General features: G+C 61.9%; 15 protein-coding genes. 12 read left to right on the top strand and 3 right to left on the bottom strand.

Features of this window, described 5'->3' with window-relative positions; translation table 11 throughout:
- Nucleotides 1–7 precede the first annotated feature (7 nt).
- The 4 genes from IB266_RS04570 (at nt 8) to pgm (ending at nt 6,431) form a co-directional block, all read left to right on the top strand.
- The gene (locus IB266_RS04570; protein WP_060742421.1) at nt 8–1,033 is read left to right on the top strand and encodes a zinc-dependent alcohol dehydrogenase family protein; all 1,026 of its coding nucleotides are present in this window, start codon (nt 8–10) and stop codon (nt 1,031–1,033) included.
- Between the two features lie 675 nt (nt 1,034–1,708).
- Entirely contained in the window at nt 1,709–3,199 is a 1,491-nt protein-coding gene (locus IB266_RS04565; protein WP_192260337.1) for a hypothetical protein, read from the top strand.
- A 96-nt stretch (nt 3,200–3,295) separates the two neighbouring features.
- The gene (locus IB266_RS04560) at nt 3,296–4,693 is read left to right on the top strand and encodes a PLP-dependent aminotransferase family protein (RefSeq protein WP_192260336.1); all 1,398 of its coding nucleotides are present in this window, start codon (nt 3,296–3,298) and stop codon (nt 4,691–4,693) included.
- A gap of 91 nt (nt 4,694–4,784) precedes the next feature.
- Entirely contained in the window at nt 4,785–6,431 is a 1,647-nt protein-coding gene (pgm, locus tag IB266_RS04555; protein ID WP_192260335.1) for a phosphoglucomutase (alpha-D-glucose-1,6-bisphosphate-dependent), read from the top strand.
- A gap of 130 nt (nt 6,432–6,561) precedes the next feature.
- On the opposite strand, the gene IB266_RS04550 is transcribed toward pgm, so the two are convergent.
- Nucleotides 6,562–7,257: a pirin family protein gene (locus IB266_RS04550; protein ID WP_192260334.1), complete on the bottom strand. Its 696-nt coding sequence runs from the start codon at nt 7,255–7,257 to the stop codon at nt 6,562–6,564.
- A gap of 234 nt (nt 7,258–7,491) precedes the next feature.
- Here IB266_RS04550 and IB266_RS04545 point away from each other — a divergent pair, with 234 nt between their 5' ends.
- Complete coding sequence (locus IB266_RS04545) at nt 7,492–9,960, top strand: UvrD-helicase domain-containing protein (RefSeq protein ID WP_192260333.1); 2,469 nt, start codon at nt 7,492–7,494, stop codon at nt 9,958–9,960.
- 97 nt (nt 9,961–10,057) lie between these two features.
- Here the strand turns inward: IB266_RS04545 and IB266_RS04540 are convergent, their stop codons facing one another.
- Both IB266_RS04540 and IB266_RS04535 read right to left on the bottom strand, forming a co-directional pair.
- Entirely contained in the window at nt 10,058–10,336 is a 279-nt protein-coding gene (locus IB266_RS04540) for a DUF1652 domain-containing protein (RefSeq protein WP_003201764.1), read from the bottom strand.
- Between the two features lie 193 nt (nt 10,337–10,529).
- Nucleotides 10,530–11,993 (bottom strand): MFS transporter, encoded by a 1,464-nt coding sequence (locus IB266_RS04535; RefSeq protein ID WP_192260332.1) that lies wholly within the window; start codon nt 11,991–11,993, stop codon nt 10,530–10,532.
- A 132-nt stretch (nt 11,994–12,125) separates the two neighbouring features.
- Between IB266_RS04535 and IB266_RS04530 the strand changes: the two genes are divergently transcribed.
- The 7 genes from IB266_RS04530 (at nt 12,126) to IB266_RS04500 (ending at nt 23,277) form a co-directional block, all read left to right on the top strand.
- A complete protein-coding gene (locus tag IB266_RS04530; protein ID WP_192260331.1) occupies nt 12,126–13,022 on the top strand; it encodes a LysR family transcriptional regulator in 897 nt (298 codons plus the stop codon).
- Nucleotides 13,023–13,362: 340 nt separating this feature from the next.
- On the top strand, nt 13,363–14,817 hold the full coding sequence (locus IB266_RS04525) for a serralysin family metalloprotease (protein WP_192260330.1): 1,455 nt from the start codon (nt 13,363–13,365) through the stop codon (nt 14,815–14,817).
- Between the two features lie 112 nt (nt 14,818–14,929).
- Nucleotides 14,930–15,367: an AprI/Inh family metalloprotease inhibitor gene (locus IB266_RS04520; RefSeq protein WP_225613408.1), complete on the top strand. Its 438-nt coding sequence runs from the start codon at nt 14,930–14,932 to the stop codon at nt 15,365–15,367.
- Nucleotides 15,368–15,508: 141 nt separating this feature from the next.
- Complete coding sequence (locus tag IB266_RS04515; RefSeq protein ID WP_192260329.1) at nt 15,509–17,287, top strand: type I secretion system permease/ATPase; 1,779 nt, start codon at nt 15,509–15,511, stop codon at nt 17,285–17,287.
- The gene (locus IB266_RS04510) at nt 17,284–18,618 is read left to right on the top strand and encodes an HlyD family type I secretion periplasmic adaptor subunit (protein ID WP_060742410.1); all 1,335 of its coding nucleotides are present in this window, start codon (nt 17,284–17,286) and stop codon (nt 18,616–18,618) included. The genes IB266_RS04515 and IB266_RS04510 overlap by 4 nt, the downstream gene beginning before the upstream one ends.
- Nucleotides 18,619–18,632: 14 nt before the next feature.
- Entirely contained in the window at nt 18,633–19,982 is a 1,350-nt protein-coding gene (locus tag IB266_RS04505) for a TolC family outer membrane protein (protein ID WP_060742409.1), read from the top strand.
- 274 nt (nt 19,983–20,256) lie between these two features.
- A complete protein-coding gene (locus tag IB266_RS04500; RefSeq protein WP_412548287.1) occupies nt 20,257–23,277 on the top strand; it encodes an autotransporter domain-containing protein in 3,021 nt (1,006 codons plus the stop codon).
- Nucleotides 23,278–23,439 lie beyond the last annotated feature (162 nt).

Genomic DNA, 23,439 nt, shown 5'->3' with positions numbered 1-23,439 from the left:
GTTTGCGATGTCCCGCACGATCCGTTTTCACAAGTTTGGTGGTGCCGAGGTGCTCAAATGCGAAGAGCATGCGGCGGCTCTTCCTGCGCCAGGAGAAGTGCAGGTCCGCGTCGAAGCGATCGGCATCAGTTGGTACGACACCTTGTGGCGCCAGAACCTGGCGTCCTCCCAGGCACGCCTGCCATCGGGCCTGGGCCATGAAATGGCCGGCGTGGTCACGGCCGTCGGCGACGGCATCGATGACTTGGCCGTGGGCGACAAGGTTGCCAGCTTTCCGGCCGAAAGCCCGAACGACTATCCGGTGTACGGTGAAGTCATCGTGCTGCCCCGCACCGCGCTGACCCGTTATCCCGACGTGCTCAGCCCGATCGAAGCCGCCGTGCATTACACGCCGCTGCTGATCGCCTATTTCGCCTACATGGACCTGGCTCGGGTCAAACCGGGGCAATTCGCCCTGGTCACCGATGCCAGTCATTGCGCCGGCCCGTCCTTTGTCCAGTTGGGCAAGGCCTTGGGAGTGCGGGTGATTGCGGCCACCAAGACGGCCGACGAGCGTGAATACCTGCTGTCGTTGGGCGCCGAAAAAGTCATCGTGACAGAAGAGCAGGATTTGCTGATGCAAATCAACAAGCTCACCGATAACCGTGGCGTCGACGTGGTATTCGATGGCCTTGGCGGGCCGCAGATGTCGCTGTTGGGTGATGTGCTGGCGCCCCGTGGCAGCCTGGTGTTGTATGGCTTGCAGGGCGGCAACCAGACGCCGTTCCCGGCCTGCGCGGCGTTCCAGAAGAACATTCAGTTCTTCGTGCACTGCATCGGCAATTTTACCGGCAAGCCGGAACTGGGCATCGTCCAGGACCAAGTGGCATTGCAACGAGCGTTGCGCGATATCAATCAACTGACCGCCGATCGCGTGCTGTTGCCACTCAAGACTCGGGTCTTCCCGTTCTCCGAGTTTGTCGAAGCGCACCGGTACATGGGTGAATGCCCTTGCCGTGAGCGCGTTGCCCTTCAGGTCGTCGACCCCGCCTGATACCTGTCTTGCGCAAGAGTCATCGCCGGGCTCTTGCGCTGCTCCGGTTCGATCTCCATCCCTCCTTTCCCACGCACTGGCGCTTGACGGCGGCGCGCTCGTGCCTCGCAAGCCCCCTCAAGCAACCTGTCCCGGTTCGCTCGAAGCAGAAACGGTTTGCCGGTGAACATCTGAACTGGTTTTTGCCCTCAATCTGTATCTTCTAATCATTATTTAAGTCCTGATAATTGAACGCTGATTTCCATATCAAGGAAGAAGTCGTGGTGCGGTGTAACTTTTTCGAAGGCTTTCATCCTTCAAGGCGCATTCAAGGTACAGCGAGCGTTAATTGGCACGGGGCTATCTATCGATCCTGGAGAAAACAGGGTGGGGTAGAAGGTCAATTAAAGTTCGGCAAGTTCCTTATTTCTCGTACTCATTGTCTGTGGGACGTTGTCGGAATTCTCCTAGGACGTACTGATAGCCCGGTAAGGCCCCGTGTTTTCAGGGTTCCCAGCGGCGGTACCCAGGAGCATGGGGTGACTTTCTGCGTATGTATCAAATAATTACGACAAGCAATGCTTGGGCGTATTGCTAATACTCTTTGAGTACTAGAACGATTCATTCAGACCAACACGTCGCGCGGTCACGTTGGTGCGGGTGCGGCGCCGATAGTTGAATTTCAGGTAAATGGCTATGAGTGCAATTCATGAGCAGGCAATGACTCACGTATATCAACAGATACTGCAACGATTGTTGGGTTTTTATTCCAGGGCCGAACGGACCGCGTTGCAGCTTTTGATCCAGCGCTTGATTGTCGCCGCCGGAGGCATCGATCGGATTGGCGATTATCGTGTGTTGACGGTCCAGAACGGGAGCCGGGAGAGCTTTTATGTACTGACCGCTTTGCGGGCCGCCCAGTTGAGCATCGCCGGCCGGCATCCGGTGACCTTCGCCTTGCGCGTCGCCACGCCGCGCCTGAGCGAAACCACCCAGGCGACGCTGGAGAACATCCACCGCTGCTACAGCGCACTGTTTGTCTATGACGATCCCCGGGTCGAATTGCTGATGGCGGATAACCGCGAGGTGTTGCCATTCAATCACCGCCAGCCCTTGTCGGTGGCGGGGCACGAGGCCAATCGCATGGACCTGCTGGCCTTGGGGCACCTTCGTTCGGTCGACAGCCCCCTGGAAATCGGGAACGACGGTTACCTGGCGATGGCCGAATTCTATCGGCACATGGCCCGCTGGGAGTCTGGCGTGGATTCGATGGTCAGCAGCGATACGCCGCGCCAGCAAAAACAGTTCATTTCAGGCCTGCGTCGCGCGGCCCGCAAAATCGGTCTGCCGACCGACAATATCGGTTGTTTCGACAGCCTCTTCGCGCACCTCGATACCTTGAGCAGTGACCTCTACGAGCATTTCTACGGTCCCGAGCGCCTTGGCGCCTGGAAGCCCGAGGGGCATTTCGAGGCCTGCCGGCGGATGAGCCACATCGGCATCGACGACCTGATCGTCGACCGCCTGGAGGGCACCAACTGGCCGCTTTTCAACGAGTTCCTGCGGGTGCAGACCGACGGCCTCATGCCCTCGGCGATTGAAAACGAATACCTCAGCCCGCTGCTGTCGGCCCATTTGCACGGCCTGCAGGCCTGCTACGTACAAGGGCGCAGCTACGAAACGGGATACAGCGACTACGTGCAGCGGGCGATCATGATCATGCATCGCAAGCAACTGCCGGAGCACGCCTGCGAGCAGGCTCGGGCGATGTTCGGCTCACCTTCGTCGGTTCCCGAGCGCCGCGCCTACGCCGCCCTCGAAGCGCAAAAGGTCCTGGGGCTCAGCGAAACGCAACTGGTGTGCATGCTGTTCGCGCCATTCGTGGGGCAGGGCGAGGGCCTGGAACACTTCCTGCGCTGTTGCCACCCCGGCATGCTGGTGGCGATGCCGGACCTGCACAAGGCCATGCAGGGCGCGGCGGTCGCCGATCAGATCGCGCAATGGATGGTCGACGTCAGTGGCCTGCCCATCGACATCCTTGGCAAGCTGTATCGGGCGAGCGTCACGGTGCCGGAACAACCGGAAGCGGTTCCGGAAGCCGACCTGCAGCAGGCCCTCGACGACGTTGAGACCGTAGAAGCCGGGCAGGCCGCCGATGAGCCGCACGAACGCTCGGCAAGGCACTGAGGAACGAGGTTTGATGGACTCGTCTACCTTGTCCCTGGTCGTGATGCCCGGCGTTGCGGCCTGGCCGACTGCAACCTATTCGCCTGGCGTGATTCCATGAAAGGTTGCCGGGAGACAGACTTCGCCTACCAGGCGGTTTATCGCTACCTGACCACGTTGATCAACGAACTGGAGGTCGATGCGCGGGTACGCCTGCCTTCGTTGCGGCAATTGGCCGAGCGTCTGAACGTGTCGATATCGACCATCCAGTACGCTTATTCGTTGCTGGAGAAGGAAGGGCGGGTCTACTCGATCGCCAAGTCCGGTTATTACGCGCTGCCGGCGCCCAGCATGACGACCCTGGATGGCGGAGACGATTTGCTCGAGAGCGTGTACGTCAATGCCCGGCGGCCCGGCATGCTGGTGCTCAGCACGGACGAGCCGGCATCGATGCAGCCGTTGGACAGCCCGATGCTGTTGCTCGAGCGCGAGCTGCTGCGCCAGTACCCACGTTCCTCGCAGACGCCCTCGCAACCCTGGGGCGAGCTGGAACTGCGCACCGCGCTGGCGGCCCGCTACACCTCTTCGCCGGCCCGTTGCTGGAATGCCGATGACGTCTACATCGGCGCCGATCTGCGGGGTGTGCTGGAGATCCTGATCGCCGTGCTGGCACTCAGGGGCGCCACAGTACTGATCGAATCGCCCTGCGACTGGGCGGTGTTGCGCCTGCTGCAAGCCGCCGACATCAACATCATCGAGCTGCCACTGCTGGCCGGCGGGGAAATCGACATCGAGCAGTTGGAGCCACTGCTGGAGAGCGAAACGGTGCGCCTGGTGGTGCTGTCGTCAGTCCTGAACATGCCAACGGGCTCGCTGGTTCCTGAAGAGAACCGTCGTGCCATCGCCCAATTGCTGGAACGGCATGGCACCTGGGTGCTGGAGAACGACAGTCATACAGACCTGGCGTTCGAGGCCGGGGCGACGCCTTTCCGGGATTTGCTCGACCCGGATCGGTTGATCGTCTACTCCACGTTCGAGAAGACCATCGGCCCAGAGGCGCCATATGGCTACGTGTTGTCGCGCCAGATGACCCTGCACCTGCAACGACATTTCCTGCTGCGCGCGTTTCGTCTGTCGCCAATTCGCCAGAAAGCCATCGCCCGGCTGTACAGCAACGGGCGGATTGACCAGCATTTGCTGGTGTTGCGGCGCCTGCTGCGCGAAAGCGCAGTTTCGACCGCACAATTGCTGCGCGAGCGACTGGGCGATAGCCTGCAATGGTCAGCCCCCCAAGGTGGCGCGACGATCTGGATGCGCTCGACGCGACGAGTTGATTTGCGGCGGGTTTTCCATCGGCTGCTGGCCCAGCGGATCGTCATCGCACCGGGGGAGTTGTTCAGCCTTCATGGCCTGTACGGGCAACATATGCGCCTGACCCATGCGCTCAATGGGCCCCAGGACCTGGATGCCGCACTCTGCGCGCTGGCTGACGCCCTGAGGCTCGAACAATCGTAATCGGCGGCGATGGATCGAACCCGTCGCGCCATGGTCGAACTGTCAGTAAACTGCACCCCATTTCCCGAGCCACTCCACTCAGAGGTTTTGCATGACAGTCAGTCCATTTGCGGGCAAGCCGGCACCGGCAGAGTTGTTGATCGATATCCCGCGACTGGTGACGGCCTACTACACCGGCCGACCCGATGCCTCGGTTGCGACCCAGCGCGTGGCTTTCGGCACCTCCGGTCACCGTGGCAGCTCCTTCGACCTGGGCTTTAACGAGTGGCACGTGTTGGCAATCAGCCAAGCGATCTGCCTGTACCGCGAAGCCCAGGGCATTAACGGGCCGTTGTTCGTCGGTATCGATACCCACGCGCTGTCGACTCCGGCGGGCGCCAGCGCGCTGGAAGTCTTCGCGGCCAACGGTGTGACCGTCATGATCGCCGAGGGGGATGAATACACCCCGACGCCGGCGGTTTCCCACGCCATTCTCTGCTACAACCGTGGCCGCACCTCGGGCCTGGCGGACGGTATCGTCATCACGCCGTCCCACAACCCACCGCAAAGTGGCGGCTACAAGTACAACCCCACCAACGGCGGTCCGGCCGATACCCATATCACCAAGTGGATCGAAGCCAAGGCCAACGAACTGCTGGCCAACCAGCTCGCCGGCGTCAAGCGAGTCAGCTACGAGCAGGCCCTGAAAGCCGATACCACCCACCGTCACGACTATGTCAACACTTACGTGGCGGACCTGATCAATGTCATCGATTTCGATGCCATCCGCAGCGCCGGGTTGCACCTGGGCGTCGATCCGTTGGGCGGCGCGGGCGTGCGCTACTGGCCGGCCATTGCCGAGCATTACCGCCTGGACCTGGACGTGGTGAACACCCACGTGGATTCCACCTTCCGTTTCATGACCGTCGACTGGGATGGGCAGATCCGCATGGACCCATCTTCCAGCCATGCCATGCAAGGGTTGATTGGCCTGAAGGAGCGTTTCGACGTGGCCTTCGCCTGCGACCCGGACCATGACCGCCATGGCATCGTGACGCCGTCCGGCGGCCTGTTGGCGCCGAACAATTACCTGGCGGTGTCCATCGACTACCTGTTTCAGAATCGCCCGCAATGGCGCGCCGATGCTGGCGTGGGCAAGACAGTAGTCAGCAGCGGCCTGATTGATCGTGTCGCCAAGCGCCTGGGGCGCCGGCTCTATGAAGTGCCGGTGGGCTTCAAGTGGTTTGCCGACGGCCTGTTCGATGGCTCCCTGGGCTTTGGCGGCGAAGAAAGCGCCGGCGCTTCGTTCTTGCGCAAGGACGGCGGCGTCTGGAGCACCGACAAGGACGGCCTGATTCCGGCGTTGTTGGCGGCTGAAATGACGGCGCGCACCGGTCGCGACCCGAGCCAGGCCTACCGCGCCTTGACCGACGAACTGGGCGAACCGTTCTCGGTACGCGTCGATGCCAAGGCCAACCCGCAACAGAAGGCCCTGTTGAGCAAGCTGTCGCCGGATCAGGTGACGTCTACCGAACTGGCGGGTGAGAAAATCCAGAGCATCCTCAGCCATGCACCGGGCAATGACCAGGCCATCGGCGGCCTGAAGGTCATGACCGAAAACGGCTGGTTCGCGGCGCGTCCGTCGGGTACCGAGGATATCTACAAGATCTACGCCGAAAGTTTCATTGGCGATGCGCACCTCAAGCAACTGGTGGCCGAGGCGCAAACGTTGGTGGATGGGGCGATCACCAGCAAGTGATACATGTGATGTGAGCTTGTGACGAGGGAGCTTGCTCCCGCTGAGCTGCGCAGCAGTCCCGCTTTTTTGGCGGTCGCTGCGCAACCGAGCGGGAGCAAGCTCCCTCGCCACAAGAGCAGCAGTGCAGGGTTTAGGCGAGGTCCACGAGCACGATTTCGCTGTCTTCAATCGCGGTGACCCGCAACATCCGTTCATCTTCAATCGCAACACCGTCTCGAGCTTGTGCACGCAACCCATTGATTTCTATCAATCCTGTGGCCGGCACAAGATATGCTCGTCGTCCGGCGTCCAGCCGGTATTCCGCACTTTCACCCGCCTTGAGATTGGCCGCTACCAGTCGCGCGTCGGCGCGAATGCGCAGGCTCTGGTCGTCGCCGGCCTTGCCACTGGCCAAGGTCACGAAGCCTTCGCGCGAGTCCTTGGGAAACGGTTTGGCGCCCCACGACGGTGCCAGACCTTCTTCGTTGGGAATGATCCATATCTGGAAAATGCGCGTGGCCGTCGACTCCAGGTTGTACTCGCTGTGGGCGATCCCGGTGCCCGCGCTCATGACTTGTACGTCGCCAGCCTCCGTACGGCCCTTGTTGCCCAGGTTGTCCTGGTGGCTGATCGCGCCTTCGCGCACATAGGTGATGATTTCCATATCCCGATGGGGATGTTGAGGAAAACCGCTGCCGGGGGCGATGACGTCGTCGTTCCAGACGCGCAGGTTGCCCCAGTGCATGCGTTGCGGGTCGTAATACTCGGCGAACGAAAAATGGTGATGGGCATCCAGCCAGCCATGGTTGGCGGCGCCCAACGTGGCGAAGGGTCTGAGTTCGAGCATGTTCGTGTCCTTTTCGCTGAGCGAAAGCGATGGTTGATGGCGCTATTCTCGCGAAGGAATTCATCGATAAAAAGCGTAAAAAACGCGTCAAACCTATCGCCTAACTAGATATGAATTCGTGAGCCAACTTTCACTTCATCGCCTAAACCCATGACTTAAAAGCTTTTGGGTGGAACCTGGCGGCAAATCCAGACACCATAGCCGTCATGGTTCATGAACACCGGAGTCCCCAGCGTGTCGCAACACACTCCCGATCTTCCCCCCGAACTCCTACCCCTGGCCCAGATGCCGCTGCTCAAGCGCCTGGCCGCCCGGCTCTTCGGCCATGGTCTGACGCGTCTGCGCGCCCAGCACCGAGCGTCCTGGTTGCACGGCCAGGCCGACGGCTTCCGCAGTGGTCATACCGCCGGTTTCGACTATGGCTATAAGGAAGGCAGGGCCGAAGGGCTCGAGGAGGGCCGCCAGGTCCTGTTGATCCGTGATTCGCGCAACACAGAGCATCCGGCACCGCAGGTGGACGACTTGCTGTTCGATGACTGGCGCCTGCCGCTGACCACCGAGTTGAAGAAACGCATCAAGGCCGACGTGGCACGATTGCTGCCGGCGCATGCGCAACCGAGTGCCGCGCAATGGAAGATGATTTTCAGCGATACGCCGTCTACCTCGGTGGTCGCCGGGGCGGGTGCGGGCAAGTCGACGACCCTGGTGCTGCGCATTGTGTTGCTGTCCCACTACCTGGGCTTCGAACTGGACTCAATGACCGTGGTGACGTTTACCCGGGAATCGCGCAAGGACTTCATCCAGAAATTGATCGAGGTGTTTGCCCTGTGGGGGCGAACCGTCAGCCTCAAGGAAGCGCGCGATCTGGTGCGCACCTTCCATTCGCGTATCTTGCCCATGGTCCGCAGCCTGCCCGGGTTCGAGCGGCTCCAGGCCTTCGAGACCCTGAGTCATCGCGCCGAAGCGGACGACGACGCCCAAGGCAATCCCTTTGAGTTACGCATCAACGATGTCCAGCGCCAGCAACTCAACGCCTGTTATTACAACCTTTACCAGCGGGACGCGCGTTTCCGTGAGCTGATCCAGCCGTTGTCCCGCCATGCCCTGCAACTCAAGGAGCTGGAGCGCGATCACCCGGATGTGCAAAAACGGGTGGCCGTGACCGAACTGGCGGCCCAGCGCGACGAAGAATTGTGCGATGCCGTCGAAGACCTGTGGTTTCACGCCGGTGCCTGGCCAATCAAAGGGATCGAGCCAAAACGACAAACGTTCGAAATCAATGGTTCGACATTCCACTGCCATGGCTACGCGCCCTCACTGGATGCCTGGGTGATGCTGGGTTTCGATCCGCGGGAAGACGCCCGGCTCAGTCGTCCGGGTGCCAAGTTGAGTATCCGCGCGGAGTGGGCGGTAAAGCGCACTTTGTTTCAAGCTTTCTGCCGTAAGCCACTGATATGGCTTGAAAGTTATGAAGCGTCAAAACGTGTGGTGGCATCCATGGCCGGCGATGCCAGCGCCGGCCCCGGGTTCGACTATAAGGTCAAGGGTGAACTGGGTTCGGCGCCATTGTTGGACTGTTTTGTCGCGGCGGCAGGCTTTATCGAGAACCTTGGCCTGGACGTCCCGGACGCCGTGGGCCGGATGGCCTTTGCCCAGGATGACCCCGATCGGTATTTCTTCGAGGCGCTGAGCCGTTACTGGCGGGCATTCGAAGACCATTTGCTCGATCAATCGCCGCCGATCATGACCTATAACCGTATGTTCGCGCTGTTCAGCGAACATTCGCCGGAAAATTTCAAGTTGCTGGGTGATGCCTTGCTCAGGCCGCTATCGCACCTGATGATCGACGAGTTCCAGGACGTATCGCCACAGATCGTCTCCTGGCTTCGCGCCAGTCTTCGGGAGGTCCGCAGCCGTGGTCCTGCGCTGCACGTGGGGCGCGGTGCCCAGCGTTCTTCCTTGTTGTGTGTCGGGGACGATTGGCAATCGATCTATGGCTGGCGCGGCAGTTCGCCGAGCTACTTCATAGCATTCAACAAGCAATTCCCCTCACCGGCGACAACTCGGGTGATGCTCACCGACAACTACCGCAGCCACCAACACATCATCGACGCGGCCGAGCACATCGTGCGCGCCGCTGCGGCTATCCCAGGCAAAAAAGCCAAGGCCAGTGGCGTGCCCCGATCGCTGAGCCCGGTCAATGTGCTGGATCGAGACGACGAAGGGCTGGTCCAGCGACTGGAAGAGCACTATCGCAAGGGCGATTCTATCTTGATGCTATATCGAAAAAGTAGCGATAAGCTGTTGATAGAAAAGCATATTCAACCAACAGTTAATGTCGATTCTAGCTTGCCGTACGACGCCCGGCGGCTCAGGCAAATGACCTACCACAGCGCCAAGGGGCTCCAGGCGGATGCGGTGTTCTTGTTGGGCGACTGCCAGCACCTGAGCAGTTCGCCCTACAAGAATCAGGTCTATCGCATGGCTGGGTTAGGTCAGGATGGAGACGCCGAACCCTACGACACGGCGCAAAAAGACGAAATCCTGCGCCTGGCGTATGTGGGCATCACTCGTGCCGTGCAACATTGTTATTGGTACGTCGATGCGCAGGATGGACAGGCGGCCAATGCACCTAAGGCTTCAGATCGTATTGCAGCGGACAAGCCCTTTTTCGCTGACCATCGTCGTGCCCGCAAAGGATGAAGCGGGGGGGGGGGCAAAAGCGATCAGAGGCCATAGAAAAGCGGCGCCTTCCCTGGAGAGGAAGGCGCCGCTTTCAAATGATCAGTACTGTTCCCTGTCAGGAAGCGAACCGCCGCAAGCCTACCGGTGGCACAAACGCTTCCAGCTCGGCCTCCACGGCCTCGATTATTCGTTCCACATCCGGCGCATTCATCACTGTCGCGCAGGGGATCCCCGCAATGGCGATCATCGTCTCGCCGCTGGCACGGTCAAATAGCCGGGCAACCATACTGCCTGGCGCATCCATGCTCGCTTCGAATCCCATGGGATGGAAGTGCCAGCGCATCAACTGGCAAGCGTTGGGGAACGTAACCTTGCTGAAAGATCCTTTATTCATGTGTTGCCCACCTTCTTCAATCGAGCGCTTCCTTTTGCTCATGTCAGGAAGGAAGAGCCATCATGGCTCTACCAGTGAGAACTAAAAATAGCACCTGAAAATGAAGCTCATGTGGATTTTTTCAGTCCGTTTTGCGATTGGTTCACTTTTTTTGATTTGGATCACGACTTAAGCGGCGATGCTCAGAATGCCATCACACTTGGTTGGGCGTGTCCTCGACTTCGTTCAACCGCTCTGGCACGCGGTATTTCAAGGCGATGACCATGGCCAGGACCGCCATCGCCAGGGCGGCGGCGAAGGTGGTGTGCAGGCCGTTCGTCACGGCCTCGGGGCTGGCGCGGGTGATGTCATTTGTCGCCGCTGCGCTCGCAAACACCGCGCCGAGCACGCAGGCTCCAGTGAAGAAACCCAGGTTGCGCGACAAGTTGAGCAGCCCGGCGATGACGCCTCGCCTTTGGGCAGCCACATCAGCCATGACGGCCGTGTTGTTGGCGGTCTGGAAAAACGCATAGCCCAGGGTCGTTACCACGATGGCGCTGATGTAGCCGGCGATGCCAAGGGCAGGGGGAACCAGTGACAGCATTAGGCAGCCGAGGGCCATGGTCGCCAGGCCGGCGAACCGCATGGGTTGCACGCCGAACCGACCCGCCAGGCGTCCGCCAGGCACCCCGGCCAGCGCCGCGACGGTCGGCCCTGCCGCCAGCGTCAACCCGACGAAAGTCGCTGGCAGTCCGAGGGTGATGGACAAGTAAAAAGGCCCGACCAGCAGCGTCGCCATCATGATCGTTGCGACCAGGGCGCTCGTCGCCAGGCCCGAGACCAATGACTTGTCGCGAAACACTGCCAAGGGAATCAGTGGCGACACGGCCCGGGACTGGACCCGAACGAACAGCGCGCCGCCCACGAGCGCGGCCAGTAGCAGCGCAATGTTCAACCCGCCAATGCTCCCGCGCCCGGCGGTCATGGCCAAGGCATAAGCGGCGAGCGTCAACGCCAACAGCACCGTGCCGGTCATATCGAAACGAATCGTTTCCGCCTTCGACGGCACTTGCCGCACCGGTAGCGAGTACCACGCGAGCCATAACGTCAGCAGGCCGAGGGGGATGTTGACCAGGAACAAGGCCTGCCAGCCGAACCCACTGATGAGTAGGCCGCCAAAGGACGGCCCAAGGGCGGTGCCCACCGCCGACAGCGTTGCCAGCAGCCCCATGGCGCTGGCGGTTTTTTCCTGGGCGACCGTTTCGCCGACCAGGGCCAGGGTCAACGTCATCATGATGGCGGCCCCCAGGCCCTGCAGCGCCCGACCTGCAATCAGCAGCCAAAGCGAAGGCGCCAGGCCGCAAAGCAGCGAGGCCAAGGTGAACAAGGCGATGCCGGCCAACAGGAGCTTGCGACGGCCCATCAGGTCACCCAAGCGGCCGACGCTGACAATCAGCGTGGTCATGGCGAGCAGATAGGCCAGCACCACCCATTGGACCTGCCGGAAGGAGGTATCGAGGGCCTGGGCCAGCGTCGGCAGCGCCACGGCAGCCACACTGGCGCCCAGGGAGGCCAACAGCGTCGAGAGCGCAAGGCTGGCCAGGGCCCAACGAGGTGAAGAGAACCGGCTCGCGGGTGCGGTTGCCGGCCGGCTTGGTTGCGTGTGGATGGGCTTCATCGTCTCACCTGTATCCGTGGCGCTCGAAATGGCGCTGTCGGAACGTTACAACCAGGCATAACATGGCGGAAGACGCAGCGTTTGCAGGTTATAGCTGCACCAGACGCCATCTATTCGATTCGAGACTTCGCCATGTCTTCGCCTGATCTCAATCTACTCGTCACCCTCGATGTGCTGCTCTCGGAAGGCAGCGTGGCCCGCGCCGCCCGACGGCTGCGGCTCAGTCCATCGGCCATGAGCCGGGCACTGGCGCGATTGCGGGAAACCACCGGTGACCCGCTATTGGTTCGGGCCGGGCGAGGGCTGGTGCCGACACCCCGTGCGCTGGAGTTGCGTGAACAGGTCAGTCAGTTGGTGCAACAGGCTCAGGCGGTACTGCGCCCGGTGACGACGCCGGATCTTGGGCGCTTGAGCCGTACCTTCACACTGCGCACCCGCGAGGGGTTCGTGGAGAACTTTGCCATCGACCTGATCGCCCGGATTCACGAGCAAGCGCCGGGTGTGCGGTTGCGTTTCGTGGAAAAGACCGACCGGGACAGCACGGCGCTTCGCGAAGGCACCGTGGACCTGGAGACCGCCGTCGTGGACAAGGACACCAGCCCGGAGTTGCGAACCCAGGCGTTGTTCAGCGACCGCTTGATTGGCGTGGTGCGCATGGGGCACCCGCTGAGCCACGCGGCGGTGAGCGCCGCCGGCTATGCAGCGGGTGGGCATGTCGGGGTCTCGATGCGTGGGTTGGACCATGGCCTTATCGACCAGGCCCTGGCGGCGCTGAACCTGTCCCGGGAAATCGTCACCACCGTGCCAGGTTTTTCCTCGGCGCTGGGGCTGACCCGCTCCAGCGACTTGATCGCCAGCGTGCCTGAGCGCTACACCACCAGCCTGCGGACCGGTCTGCACAGTTTCGCGCTACCGTTCTCGGTGCCTGGGTTCACGATCGCCATGCTCTGGCATCCGCGAATGGACGCCGACCCCGTGCATCGCTGGTTTCGAGGCTGTTTGCGGGAAGTGTGCGCAAGTAAACCGTAGAGGTTTAGTAGATATTCATTAATAGCACTTCGCCGGCACTTAGTTGACGAAAGTGCGACACCGCCGGCTAATGACTAGTTATCGCTATTTAATATTTAAATAGAGTTTTGTCCGACAATCTGCAACTCGGGCAGTTGAGTGCGCGCACTAGCGAGGCAGAAACCTATTGTTTATGGGCGTTAAGGGGCAGGGCGTGAAATTGAACGAAAAAAATTGCTAGACGTTTGATTTCCAATTGTGTCAGGTTTCTTACGTCCTCATTGGGCGAGTGATAGGACGATCTCGCCAGAGATCGTCTGTCTGACTAAATTGTTCCATTTGCAAACAAGGAAGTGTGTTTATGTCGAAAGTCAAAAGCAGCGCTATCGATTCTGCCGAACAACTGCTCTGGGCGCCGCAACTGGCGGCTCCCAGTAATGCGTTCAACCAGATCAATAGTTTCAGCCACCAATACGACCGCGGCGGTAACCTGACCGTCAACGGCAAACCGTCGTACTCCGTCGACGAGGCGGCCACGCAGTTGCTGCGCGACGGCGCGGCTTACCAGGACCGGGACGGCAGCGGCAAGATCGAGCTGACCTATACCTTCCTGACGTCTGCCTCTTCCAGCACCATGAACAAACATGGGATCAGCGGCTTCAGCCAGTTCAGCGCCCAGCAGAAAGGCCAGGCCGCCCTGGCCATGCAATCCTGGGCGGACGTGGCCAATGTCACCTTCACCGAGAAAGCCAGCGGTGGCGACGGTCACATGACCTTCGGCAACTACAGCGGCGGCCAGGATGGCGCGGCGGCGTTCGCTTATCTGCCGGGGACCGGCGCCGGCTATGACGGGACGTCCTGGTACCTGATCAACAGCAGCTACACCCAGAACAAGAACCCGGACCTGAACAACTACGGCCGCCAGACCCTGACCCACGAAATCGGTCACACCCTCGGCCTGGCCCACCCGGGTGACTACAACGCCGGCGAAGGCAGTCCGACCTACGATGACGCCACCTATGGCCAGGACACCCGTGGCTACAGCGTCATGAGCTACTGGAGCGAAAGCAATACCGACCAGAACTTCAGCAAGGGCGGCGTCGAAGCCTACGCCTCGGGTCCGCTGATGGATGACATCGCGGCGATCCAGAAGCTCTACGGTGCCAACACCACGACCCGTACCGGCGACTCGACCTACGGTTTCAACTCCAACACCGGTCGCGATTTTCTCAGTGCCACTTCGTCGTCGGACAAAGTGGTGTTTTCGGTATGGGACGCGGGCGGCCGCGATACCCTGGATTTCTCCGGGTTCACCCAGAACCAGAAGATCAACCTCAATGACGCCTCGTTCTCTGACGTGGGTGGCATGGTGGGTAACGTGTCCATCGCCAAGGGCGCCGTCATCGAAAACGCTATCGGCGGCTCGGGCAGCGACCTGTTGATCGGCAACTCGGTGGCCAACGAGCTCAAGGGCGGTGCCGGCAACGATATCCTGTGGGGCGCCGGTGGGGCGGACAAGCTCTGGGGCGGCTCGGGTTCGGACACCTTCGTGTTCGCCGCCAGTTCCGATTCGCGGCCGGGGGCAACCGACCAGATCCTCGATTTCGTCAGCGGCCTGGACAAGATCGACCTGACCGGTATCACCAAGGGCGCGGGCCTGCATTTCGTCAGCGCCTTCACCGGTGCGGCGGGCGATGCGGTGCTGTCGACGTCGGGTGGCAACAGCCTGCTGTCGGTGGACTTCTCCGGGCACGGCGTGGCTGACTTCCTGGTCAGCACCGTTGGCCAGGCGGCGGCCTCGGATATCGTGGCGTAAGGCTAAACCCCTGTAGGCGCTGCCGCAGGCTGCGATCTTTCAAGTGGTAGGAGAAAGATCGCAGCCTCGCTTCGCGCGACGCGCCTACAGGAACCTGGCCAGGATCAAGCGAATGCGTAGAAAATCGATGCCCTGTAGCGTTCAGGCAACCGTCGGGTTGCTCGCTACGCTGATGATGTTTTGTGGAGAAGTCGCCATGGCGCGCAGCCTGTTGTTAGCAGAACCCTCGCAGTTGGCCGGTCAATGGCTGGCCGTTTTGTCGAGCCCGCAGGACACCGCGCAAAGCCAGGCGATGCAGGACAAACCGTCCAACACTTGCCTTGTCGAGCTCAAGGCAGACCAGACCCTCGGTGGGCAAACCGATTGCCTGGGGCACTGGTTGGGGGATGAGCCGGTTCGTTGGTTTACCGAGCCCGACGGTCTTTCCCTGATCGGCAAGCAAGACTCCAGGACGCACCTGGGGTTGCGTCAGGAACATCATTACCAAATCACCTTGAAGTCCGGTTTGATACTTAGGCTTGAACGAAATAAGTCCCAGGGTGCTCATTAACGAGTTAGTACAGTTGCGCAATGATCGAAACACGCTTGCTCAAACAGGCGTGCGTGTCGGTATGGACCGAATAAACAATCAAAGATTGGTCAGTTGAACTAACGGCCAGTTCGCTGGCGAAGCCAACAACAAGGAAGGTTCATGAACAAGGCAAGGAGCGCTGCCTCGGCGCCGCTGTTTAAAGCGCTGGGCGATTATAAAAGTATTCTGATCAGTGTCGGTTGTTTTACCGCGCTGATTAACGTCCTGATGCTCGCGCCTTCGATTTATATGCTGCAAGTGTATGACCGCGGGCTGTCATCACAGAACGAAACCACCCTGGTGATGTTGTCGCTGATGGTGGTGGGTTTCTTTGTGTTCATCGGGCTGCTGGAAATGGTGCGCAGCTTCGTGGTCATCCGCATTGGCAGCCAGTTGGAAAGACGCTTCAACCTTCAGGTGTACCGGGCCGCGTTCGAGCGCAATCTGCGCCAGGGTGAAGGCAACGCCGGGCAATCCCTGGGCGACCTCACGCATATTCGCCAATTCCTCACCGGCCCGGCGCTGTTCGCGTTCTTCGACGCGCCATGGTTTCCCGTCTATCTGCTGGTGATCTACCTGTTCAACGTGTGGCTCGGCGTGTTCGCGTCCGTCGGCACGCTGTTGTTGATTGGCTTGGCATGCCTGAACGAGGCCATGACCAAAAAAGCCTTGGGGCAGGCCAGCGTCTACTCGCAACAGTCCAGCCAATTGGCCACCAGCCATTTGCACAACGCCGAAACGATCCAGGCCATGGGCATGCTCGCGGCACTGCGCAGCCGCTGGTTTGCCGTGCACTCACGCTTTCTCGGCCTGCAAAACCAGGCCAGCGATACCGGCGCGGTGATCAGTTCCCTGAGCAAGACCCTGCGCCTGTGCCTGCAATCGCTGGTGCTGGGCCTGGGCGCGTTGCTGGTAATCAAGGGCGACATGACCGCCGGGATGATGATTGCCGGGTCGATCCTGATGGGACGGGTGTTGAGCCCCATCGATCAGTTGATTGCCGTGTGGAAGCAGTGGAGCGGCGCCAAGCTGGCTTACCGCCGTCTCGATGCGCTGTTGCAAGCGTTTGCGCCCCAGGACGACGGCATGACACTGCCAGCGCCCAAGGGCCAAGTGAGCTTTGAACACGTGAGTGCCGGCCCACCGGGGCAACGCAACGCGACATTGCAGCAGGTCAGCTTCAGCCTGGCCGCCGGGGATGTACTGGGCGTGCTGGGGGCGTCCGGTTCCGGCAAGTCCACCCTGGCCCGGGTATTGGTGGGCGTGTGGCCGACCCTCGCCGGGACGGTGCGCCTCGACGGGGCTGACATTCATCGCTGGAATCGCGACCAACTCGGCCCCCACATCGGCTATCTGCCTCAGGACATCGAACTGTTCAGCGGCAGCATCGCCGAGAACATCGCCCGGTTTCGCGATGCCGATCCGCAAAAAGTCGTCGCCGCCGCGCAACAGGCCGGGGTTCATGAGCTGATTCTGCGCCTGCCCCAGGGCTATGACACCGTGCTTGGGGAGGACGGCGTTGGCTTGTCCGGCGGGCAGAAGCAACGGGTTGCGCTGGCCCGGGCGATGTACGACCGACCGAGCCTGGTGGTGCTCGATGAGCCCAACTCCAATCTCGACACGGTTGGCGAGGCCGCGCTCGCCGGTGCCATTGCGCAGATGAAGGCCCAGGGTACCAGCGTCGTGCTGGTGACCCATCGTTCCTCGGCGCTGGCCCAGGCCGACAAACTGCTGGTGCTCAACGAAGGCCGGCTCCAGGCTTTCGGGCCTAGTCAGGAAGTACTGCGGGCGCTGTCCGGCCAATCGGAGACACCACAACGGGACCGTCCCCAGGCACCCCCCAACGGGCTGAGCATGAGTCGCCAGTACCAAGCTGCCAACAAACCGGGTGGCGCATGAGCAAGGAATGCCAGATGAACCTCGAACAGGCTCAAGACGTTGAACGTCCGGAGCGCGACGCCCGTTTCTTCACCCGTATGGGCTGGGTGCTGGCGTTGGTGGGTGCCGGCAGTTTTTTCACCTGGGCCAGCCTGGCGCCGTTGGACCAAGGTATCCCCGTGCAAGGCACCGTGGTGGTTTCAGGCAAGCGCAAGGCGGTGCAATCGATGAGCAGCGGTGTGGTCAGCCGGATCCTGGTGCGCGAAGGCGAGGCGGTGAAGCAGGGCCAGCCGCTGTTCCGCCTGGACCAGACCCAGGCGGCCGCCGATGTGCAATCGCTGCAGGCGCAGTACCGGATGACCTGGGCCAGCCTGGCGCGCTGGCAAAGCGAGCGGGACAACCTGCTGCAGGTGAGTTTCCCGGCGGAGCTGAGTCGCGATCCCGATCCACGCCTGGCCCTGGTGCTCGAAGGCCAGCGGCAGCTGTTCAGCAGTCGCCGCGAAGCCTTCGCCCGGGAGCAGGCGGCGTTGCGCGCCAGCATCGAGGGCGCCACGGCGCAATTGGCCGGCATGCGTCGGGCCCGCGGCGACTTGACCGCCCAGGCCGAATCCCTGCGTCTGCAACTGGGCAACCTGCAGCCCTTGGCGGACAACGGCTACATCCCGCGCAACCGCCTGTTGGACTATCAGCGCCAGTTGTCGCAGGTGCAGCAGGAACTGGCGCAGAACAGCGGCGAAAGCGGCCGGGTGGAGCAGGGGATCGTCGAGTCGCGCCTGAAGTTGCAGCAGCACAACGAGGAATACCAGAAAGAAGTGCGCAGTCAGTTGGCCGATGCCCAGCTCAAAAGCGAAACCCTGCAACAGCAACTGAAATCCGCAGGGTTCGAGTTGCAACACAGCGAAATCCTCGCCACCGCCGACGGCATCGCCGTGAACCTGGGCGTGCACACCGAAGGCGCAGTGGTGCGCCAGGGCGACACGTTGCTGGAAATCGTCCCCCAGGGCACGCGGCTGGAGGTGGAAGGGCACCTGCCGGTGCACCTGATCGACAAGGTCGGCCCGCATTTACCGGTGGACATCCTGTTTACCGCCTTCAACCAGAACCGTACGCCGCGGGTGCCGGGGGAAGTCAGCCTGATTTCCGCCGACCAGATGCTCGATGAGAAGACCGGCGCGCCGTATTACGTGCTGCGCAGCAGCGTCAGCGACGTGGCGATGGACAAGCTCAACGGCCTGGTGATCAAGCCCGGCATGCCGGCCGAAATGTTCGTACGTACCGGCGAGCGCTCGTTGCTCAACTACCTGTTCAAACCGCTGCTCGACCGAGCCGGCTCTGCGTTGACCGAAGAATAAGGATGTCTGGCGGTATGAAGCGTTTCTATTGGATGGCCGTGCTGGCCGTTTCCGTGTGCGGCAACGCCTGGGCCATGGGGCCCTTCGAGTTCTACGAGCAGGCCCTGCGCAATGACCCTATCTACCTGGGCGCGATCAAGGAACGCGATGCGGGCCTGGAAAACCGCGCCATTGGCCGTGCCGGGCTGTTGCCGCACTTGGGCTACAGCTACAACAAGGGCCGCAACCAATCCAAGGTCACCTACCTCAATGACCGTGGCGCCAGCCAGCATGACGATCGCAACTACAGCAGCTACGGCTCCAGCCTGACGTTGCAACAACCCTTGCTGGACTACGAAGCGTACGCGGCCTACCGAAAGGGTGTGGCCCAGGCATTGTTCGCCGACGAAAGTTTTCGGGACAAGAGCCAGGCGCTGTTGGTGCGGGTGCTGAGTCAGTACACCCAGGCACTGTTCGCCCAGGACCAGATCGACATTGCCCAGGCCAAGAAAAAGGCGTTCGAGCAGCAATTCCAGCAGAACGAGCAACTGTTTCGCCAGGGCGAAGGCACGCGCACCGACATCCTCGAGGCGCAGGCGCGCTATGAGCTGGCAATCGCCGAAGAAATCGAGGCGCGGGACGAGCAGGACGCCGCCTTGCGTGAGCTCGGCTCGCTGATAGGCGTCCCGGCCTTGGATATCGGCGACCTGGCGCCGTTGCACGACACCTTCCAGACCTTTGCCTTGCAGCCGGCCAGTTTCGACACCTGGCACGAACTGGCGGTGAGCAACAACCCCAGCCTGGCGTCCCAGCGCCAGGCGGTGGATGTGGCGCGCTTCGAGGTCGAACGCAACCGCGCCGGACACCTGCCCAAGGTCAGTGCCTACGCAACAATGCGCCAGAACGAATCGGAAAGTGGCAACACCTACAACCAGCGCTACGACACCAACACCATCGGCCTGGAAGTCAGCGTGCCGCTGTATGCGGGCGGCGGTGTCTCGGCGTCGACCCGCCAGGCCAGCCGCAACATGGAACAGGCCGAATACGAGCTGGAGGCCAAGACCCGCGAGACGCTGATCGAACTGCGCCGTCAGTTCAGCGCCTGCGTGTCGGGGATGAACAAACTGCGCGCCTACCAGAAAGCCCTCAGCTCCGCCGAAGCGCTGGTGGTATCGACCCGGCAAAGCATCCTCGGCGGCGAGCGGGTCAACCTCGACGCGCTCAATGCCGAGCAACAGCTCTACACCACTCGCCGCGACCTGGCCCAGGCCCGCTACGACTACCTCATGGCCTGGACCAAGTTGCATTACTACGCCGGCACCCTCGGCCCGCAGGACCTGGCGAAGGTGGATGAGGCGTTTGTGTCCCGGGCGCCCATTCAATGAGCTGTGGCGAGGGAGCTTGCTCCCGCTCGAGTGCGGAGCGCTCGCAGGCTTTTTTGGGGCCGCTGCGCAGCCCAGCGGGAACAAGCTCCCTCGCCACAAAGGCAAAGGCAAAGGCCAAGGTCAAAGCAAGCCACTAGGCCAGGACAGGTCCCATCAGGCCGCGCACCCCCAGGATTTTTGCAACAACTAAGGATGGTTCGTGATGAAAATCGATAACAAAAAACACCCCAGGCCGGCAGGTCGCCTGTTTCTGCTCAAGGCCCTCAACCACGCCATGCTCTGCGCACTGGCGACCTTGGGCACGGCCCAGGCGGCGCCTTATGTCGAGGGCGGCAGGGCGGGTGACCCGGACAGCTGGCACAGCGGCGAATTCAACGCCGAATGGGGGCTGGGTGCGATCAACGCGCAGCAGGCCTACGCCGCCGGATACACCGGCAAGGGCGTCAAGCTGGGGATCTTCGACCAGCCGGTCTACGCGGCCCACCCGGAGTTCTCCGGCACCGGCAAAGTCGTGACCTTGGTCACCAGCGGCATTCGTGAATACACCGATCCCTACATCCCGGTAAAGGCCGGTGATCCATTCCGCTACGACGGTTCACCCACCGTCGGCTCGGACGGTAAGCTGGGGTCCCATGGCACCCATGTCGGCGGGATCGCCGCCGGCAGTCGCGACGGCAGCCCGATGCACGGCGTGGCGTTCGATGCGCAGATCATCAGCGCTGACAACGGCGACCCGGGGCCCGAAGACGGTATCATCCGGGGCAACGATGGCGCGGTGTACAAGGCCGGTTGGGACGCGCTGATCGCCAGCGGCGCACGGATCATCAACAACAGCTGGGGCATTGGTATCACCGACCGCTTCGACCAGGGCGGTCGCGATCCGGCGTTCCCGCACTTCACCGTGCAGGATGCGCAACTTCAATTCGATCAGATCAAACCGCTGTTGGGCACCAAGCCCGGCGGCGCCTACGAGGGGGCCATCGCCGCGGCCCGCAGCGGGATCGTGACGATCTTCGCCGCTGGCAACGACTACAACCTCAATAATCCCGATGCCATCGCGGGCCTGGCGTACTTCGTCCCGGACATCGCGCCGAACTGGCTCACCGTGGCGGCGCTGCAGGTCAACCCGGACACCGCCAGCGCCGATCCGTACACCATCAGTACCTTCTCGTCGCGCTGCGGCTACACCGCCAGTTTCTGTGTGTCGGCACCGGGCACCCGGGTCTACAGCGCGGTGATCGGCGGTACCCGTGCCGACGACCTGACCGTGGGCTACGCCAACAAGAGCGGCACGTCCATGGCCGCGCCCCATGTCGCCGGCAGCGTGGCAGTGTTGATGGAGCGTTTCCCCTATATGACCGGCGCCCAGGTTGCGAGTGTGTTGCGTACCACCGCCACCGACATGGGCGCGCCGGGCGTCGATTCGCTGTACGGCTGGGGCATGATCAACCTCGGCAAGGCCATCGACGGTCCGTCTATGCTGGTGACCGAGCAGGACATCCCCGCGGAGTTTCGCATCGATGGCGCCTATGGTTCCGGTCAGTTCGTGGCGGACTTGCCGGGCATCGGCGCGATCATCGATGCCGGCAAACCCACGGAACGGCTGTGTAGCGGCATCCAATGTGGCCTGGACGTTTGGCGCAACGACATTGCCGGTCACGGCGGGCTGACCAAGGAAGGCATCGGCACCCTGGTGCTCACCGGCGAAAACACCTACAGCGGGCCGACCCTGGTCAATCAAGGGCGACTAGCGATCAATGGCTCGCTGGCGTCGGCGGTTACCGTCAACGACGGCGGTATCCTCGGCGGCAACGGGCGCATCGCCAGCCTGACCGCCAGCCGCGGCGGCAGCGTGGCGCCGGGCAACTCCATCGGCACCTTGCAAGTGGCCGGCGACGTGACGTTCCAACCCGGCTCGAACTACGCAGTGGAAGTCTCACCCACCTCCAGCGACCTGATCGTGGCGGGTGGCAAGGCGTCCGTTGACGGGGCGACGGTGTCGCTGTCCTTGGAAAACAGCCCGACACTGCTGACGGCTGGCGAAGTGAAAAGCCTGTTGGGCAGGCAGTTCGATATCTTGCAGGCCGCTGGTGGCATTGATGGGCGTTTCGCTGAAGTCTTGCCCAACTACGCGTTTCTGGGGGGCGATCTGGCGTACAGCGCCAGCGGCATTCAACTGGCGGTCGAGCGTAACGACGCGTCATTTGCCAGCCTCGGCTTGACGCCCAACCAGCGCTCCGTGGCCACTGCCGCCGAGCGATTGGGCGCTGGCAACGGGTTGTACGAGGCCTTGCTGCTGGCACCCAGCGCCGCCGTGGCACAGCAGGCGTTCCAGCAGTTGTCCGGTGAAATCCATCCGGCCATCGGCACGCTGCTGATCAATGACAGCCGTCAATTGCGCGACGCCGTGGGTGATCGCCTGCGCCAGGGCGCGCTTTACGACGCCGGTACGCCGACCGATGCCAGCAGCAATGCCTGGTTCAAGGTGCTGGGGGCTTGGGGCAAGAACGAGGGTGGGCATGATCAAGCCAGTACCACCAGCTCCATCGGTGGATTGCTGGCCGGTGTCGATGGCCTGATCGGCGACCAGACACGCCTGGGCTTCGTCACTGGCTACAGCGACAGCTCGTTGAGCATGGGCGATGGCACCCATTCTTCGGCCAAGGCCGACAGCTATCACCTGGGTGTCTATGTGGGGCATGAGATCGACGCGCTGCGCCTGACCGTCGGCGGCGCCCACAGTTGGCATCGCATCGACGTCAAGCGTGACCTGCAATGGGGCGACGTCAATGGCCGGGAAAAAACCAAGCGCGATGCCCGGACCACCCAGCTCTTCACCGAAGCGGCGTATCGCCTGGACGGGCAAGCGGTGGCCCTGGAACCGTTCGCCAACCTGGCTTATGTGCACTTGGACAGCGACAGCTTCCATGAGAAAGGCGACAACGCCGCCCTGCACGGTGGCGACGACCGCCGCGATGCCGTGCTCTCGACCCTGGGCCTGCGGGCCAGCCACACCCTGGCGCTGTCGGATCAACAGCAACTGCAACTGTCCGGCTCCCTCGGCTGGCAGCACAACCTGAGCCATACCACGTCCGAACAGGACCTGGCCTTCGCCGGCAGCAGCAATACCTTCGCGGTGCAGAGCGTGTCCATGGACCGTAACGCCGCCGTGGTTGGCGCCCGTGCCGGGCTCGCAGTCGCCAAGGATGTGCGGGTCAATCTGGACTACAACGGCCTAATCGGCTCCCGGGATAAAACCCACGGCGTGGGCCTGACCCTGGATTGGCAGTTCTGACCAAGAAGAAGGGCTGGACATACCCCTGTGGCGAGAGAGCTTGCTCCCGCTGGAGTGCGAAGCGCTCCCCAGGGCGGCTGCTACGCACCCGAGCGGGAGCAAGCTCCCTCGCCACAAAAACTGTACCTCCCGGTTCTAGCATTCCAACAACAAAAAGAGAGC

This window comes from Pseudomonas sp. Pdm06 (genome assembly GCF_014851795.1).
Taxonomy (GTDB): domain Bacteria; phylum Pseudomonadota; class Gammaproteobacteria; order Pseudomonadales; family Pseudomonadaceae; genus Aquipseudomonas; species Aquipseudomonas fluorescens_AA.
This window is presented reverse-complemented; position numbering and strand designations above follow the sequence as displayed.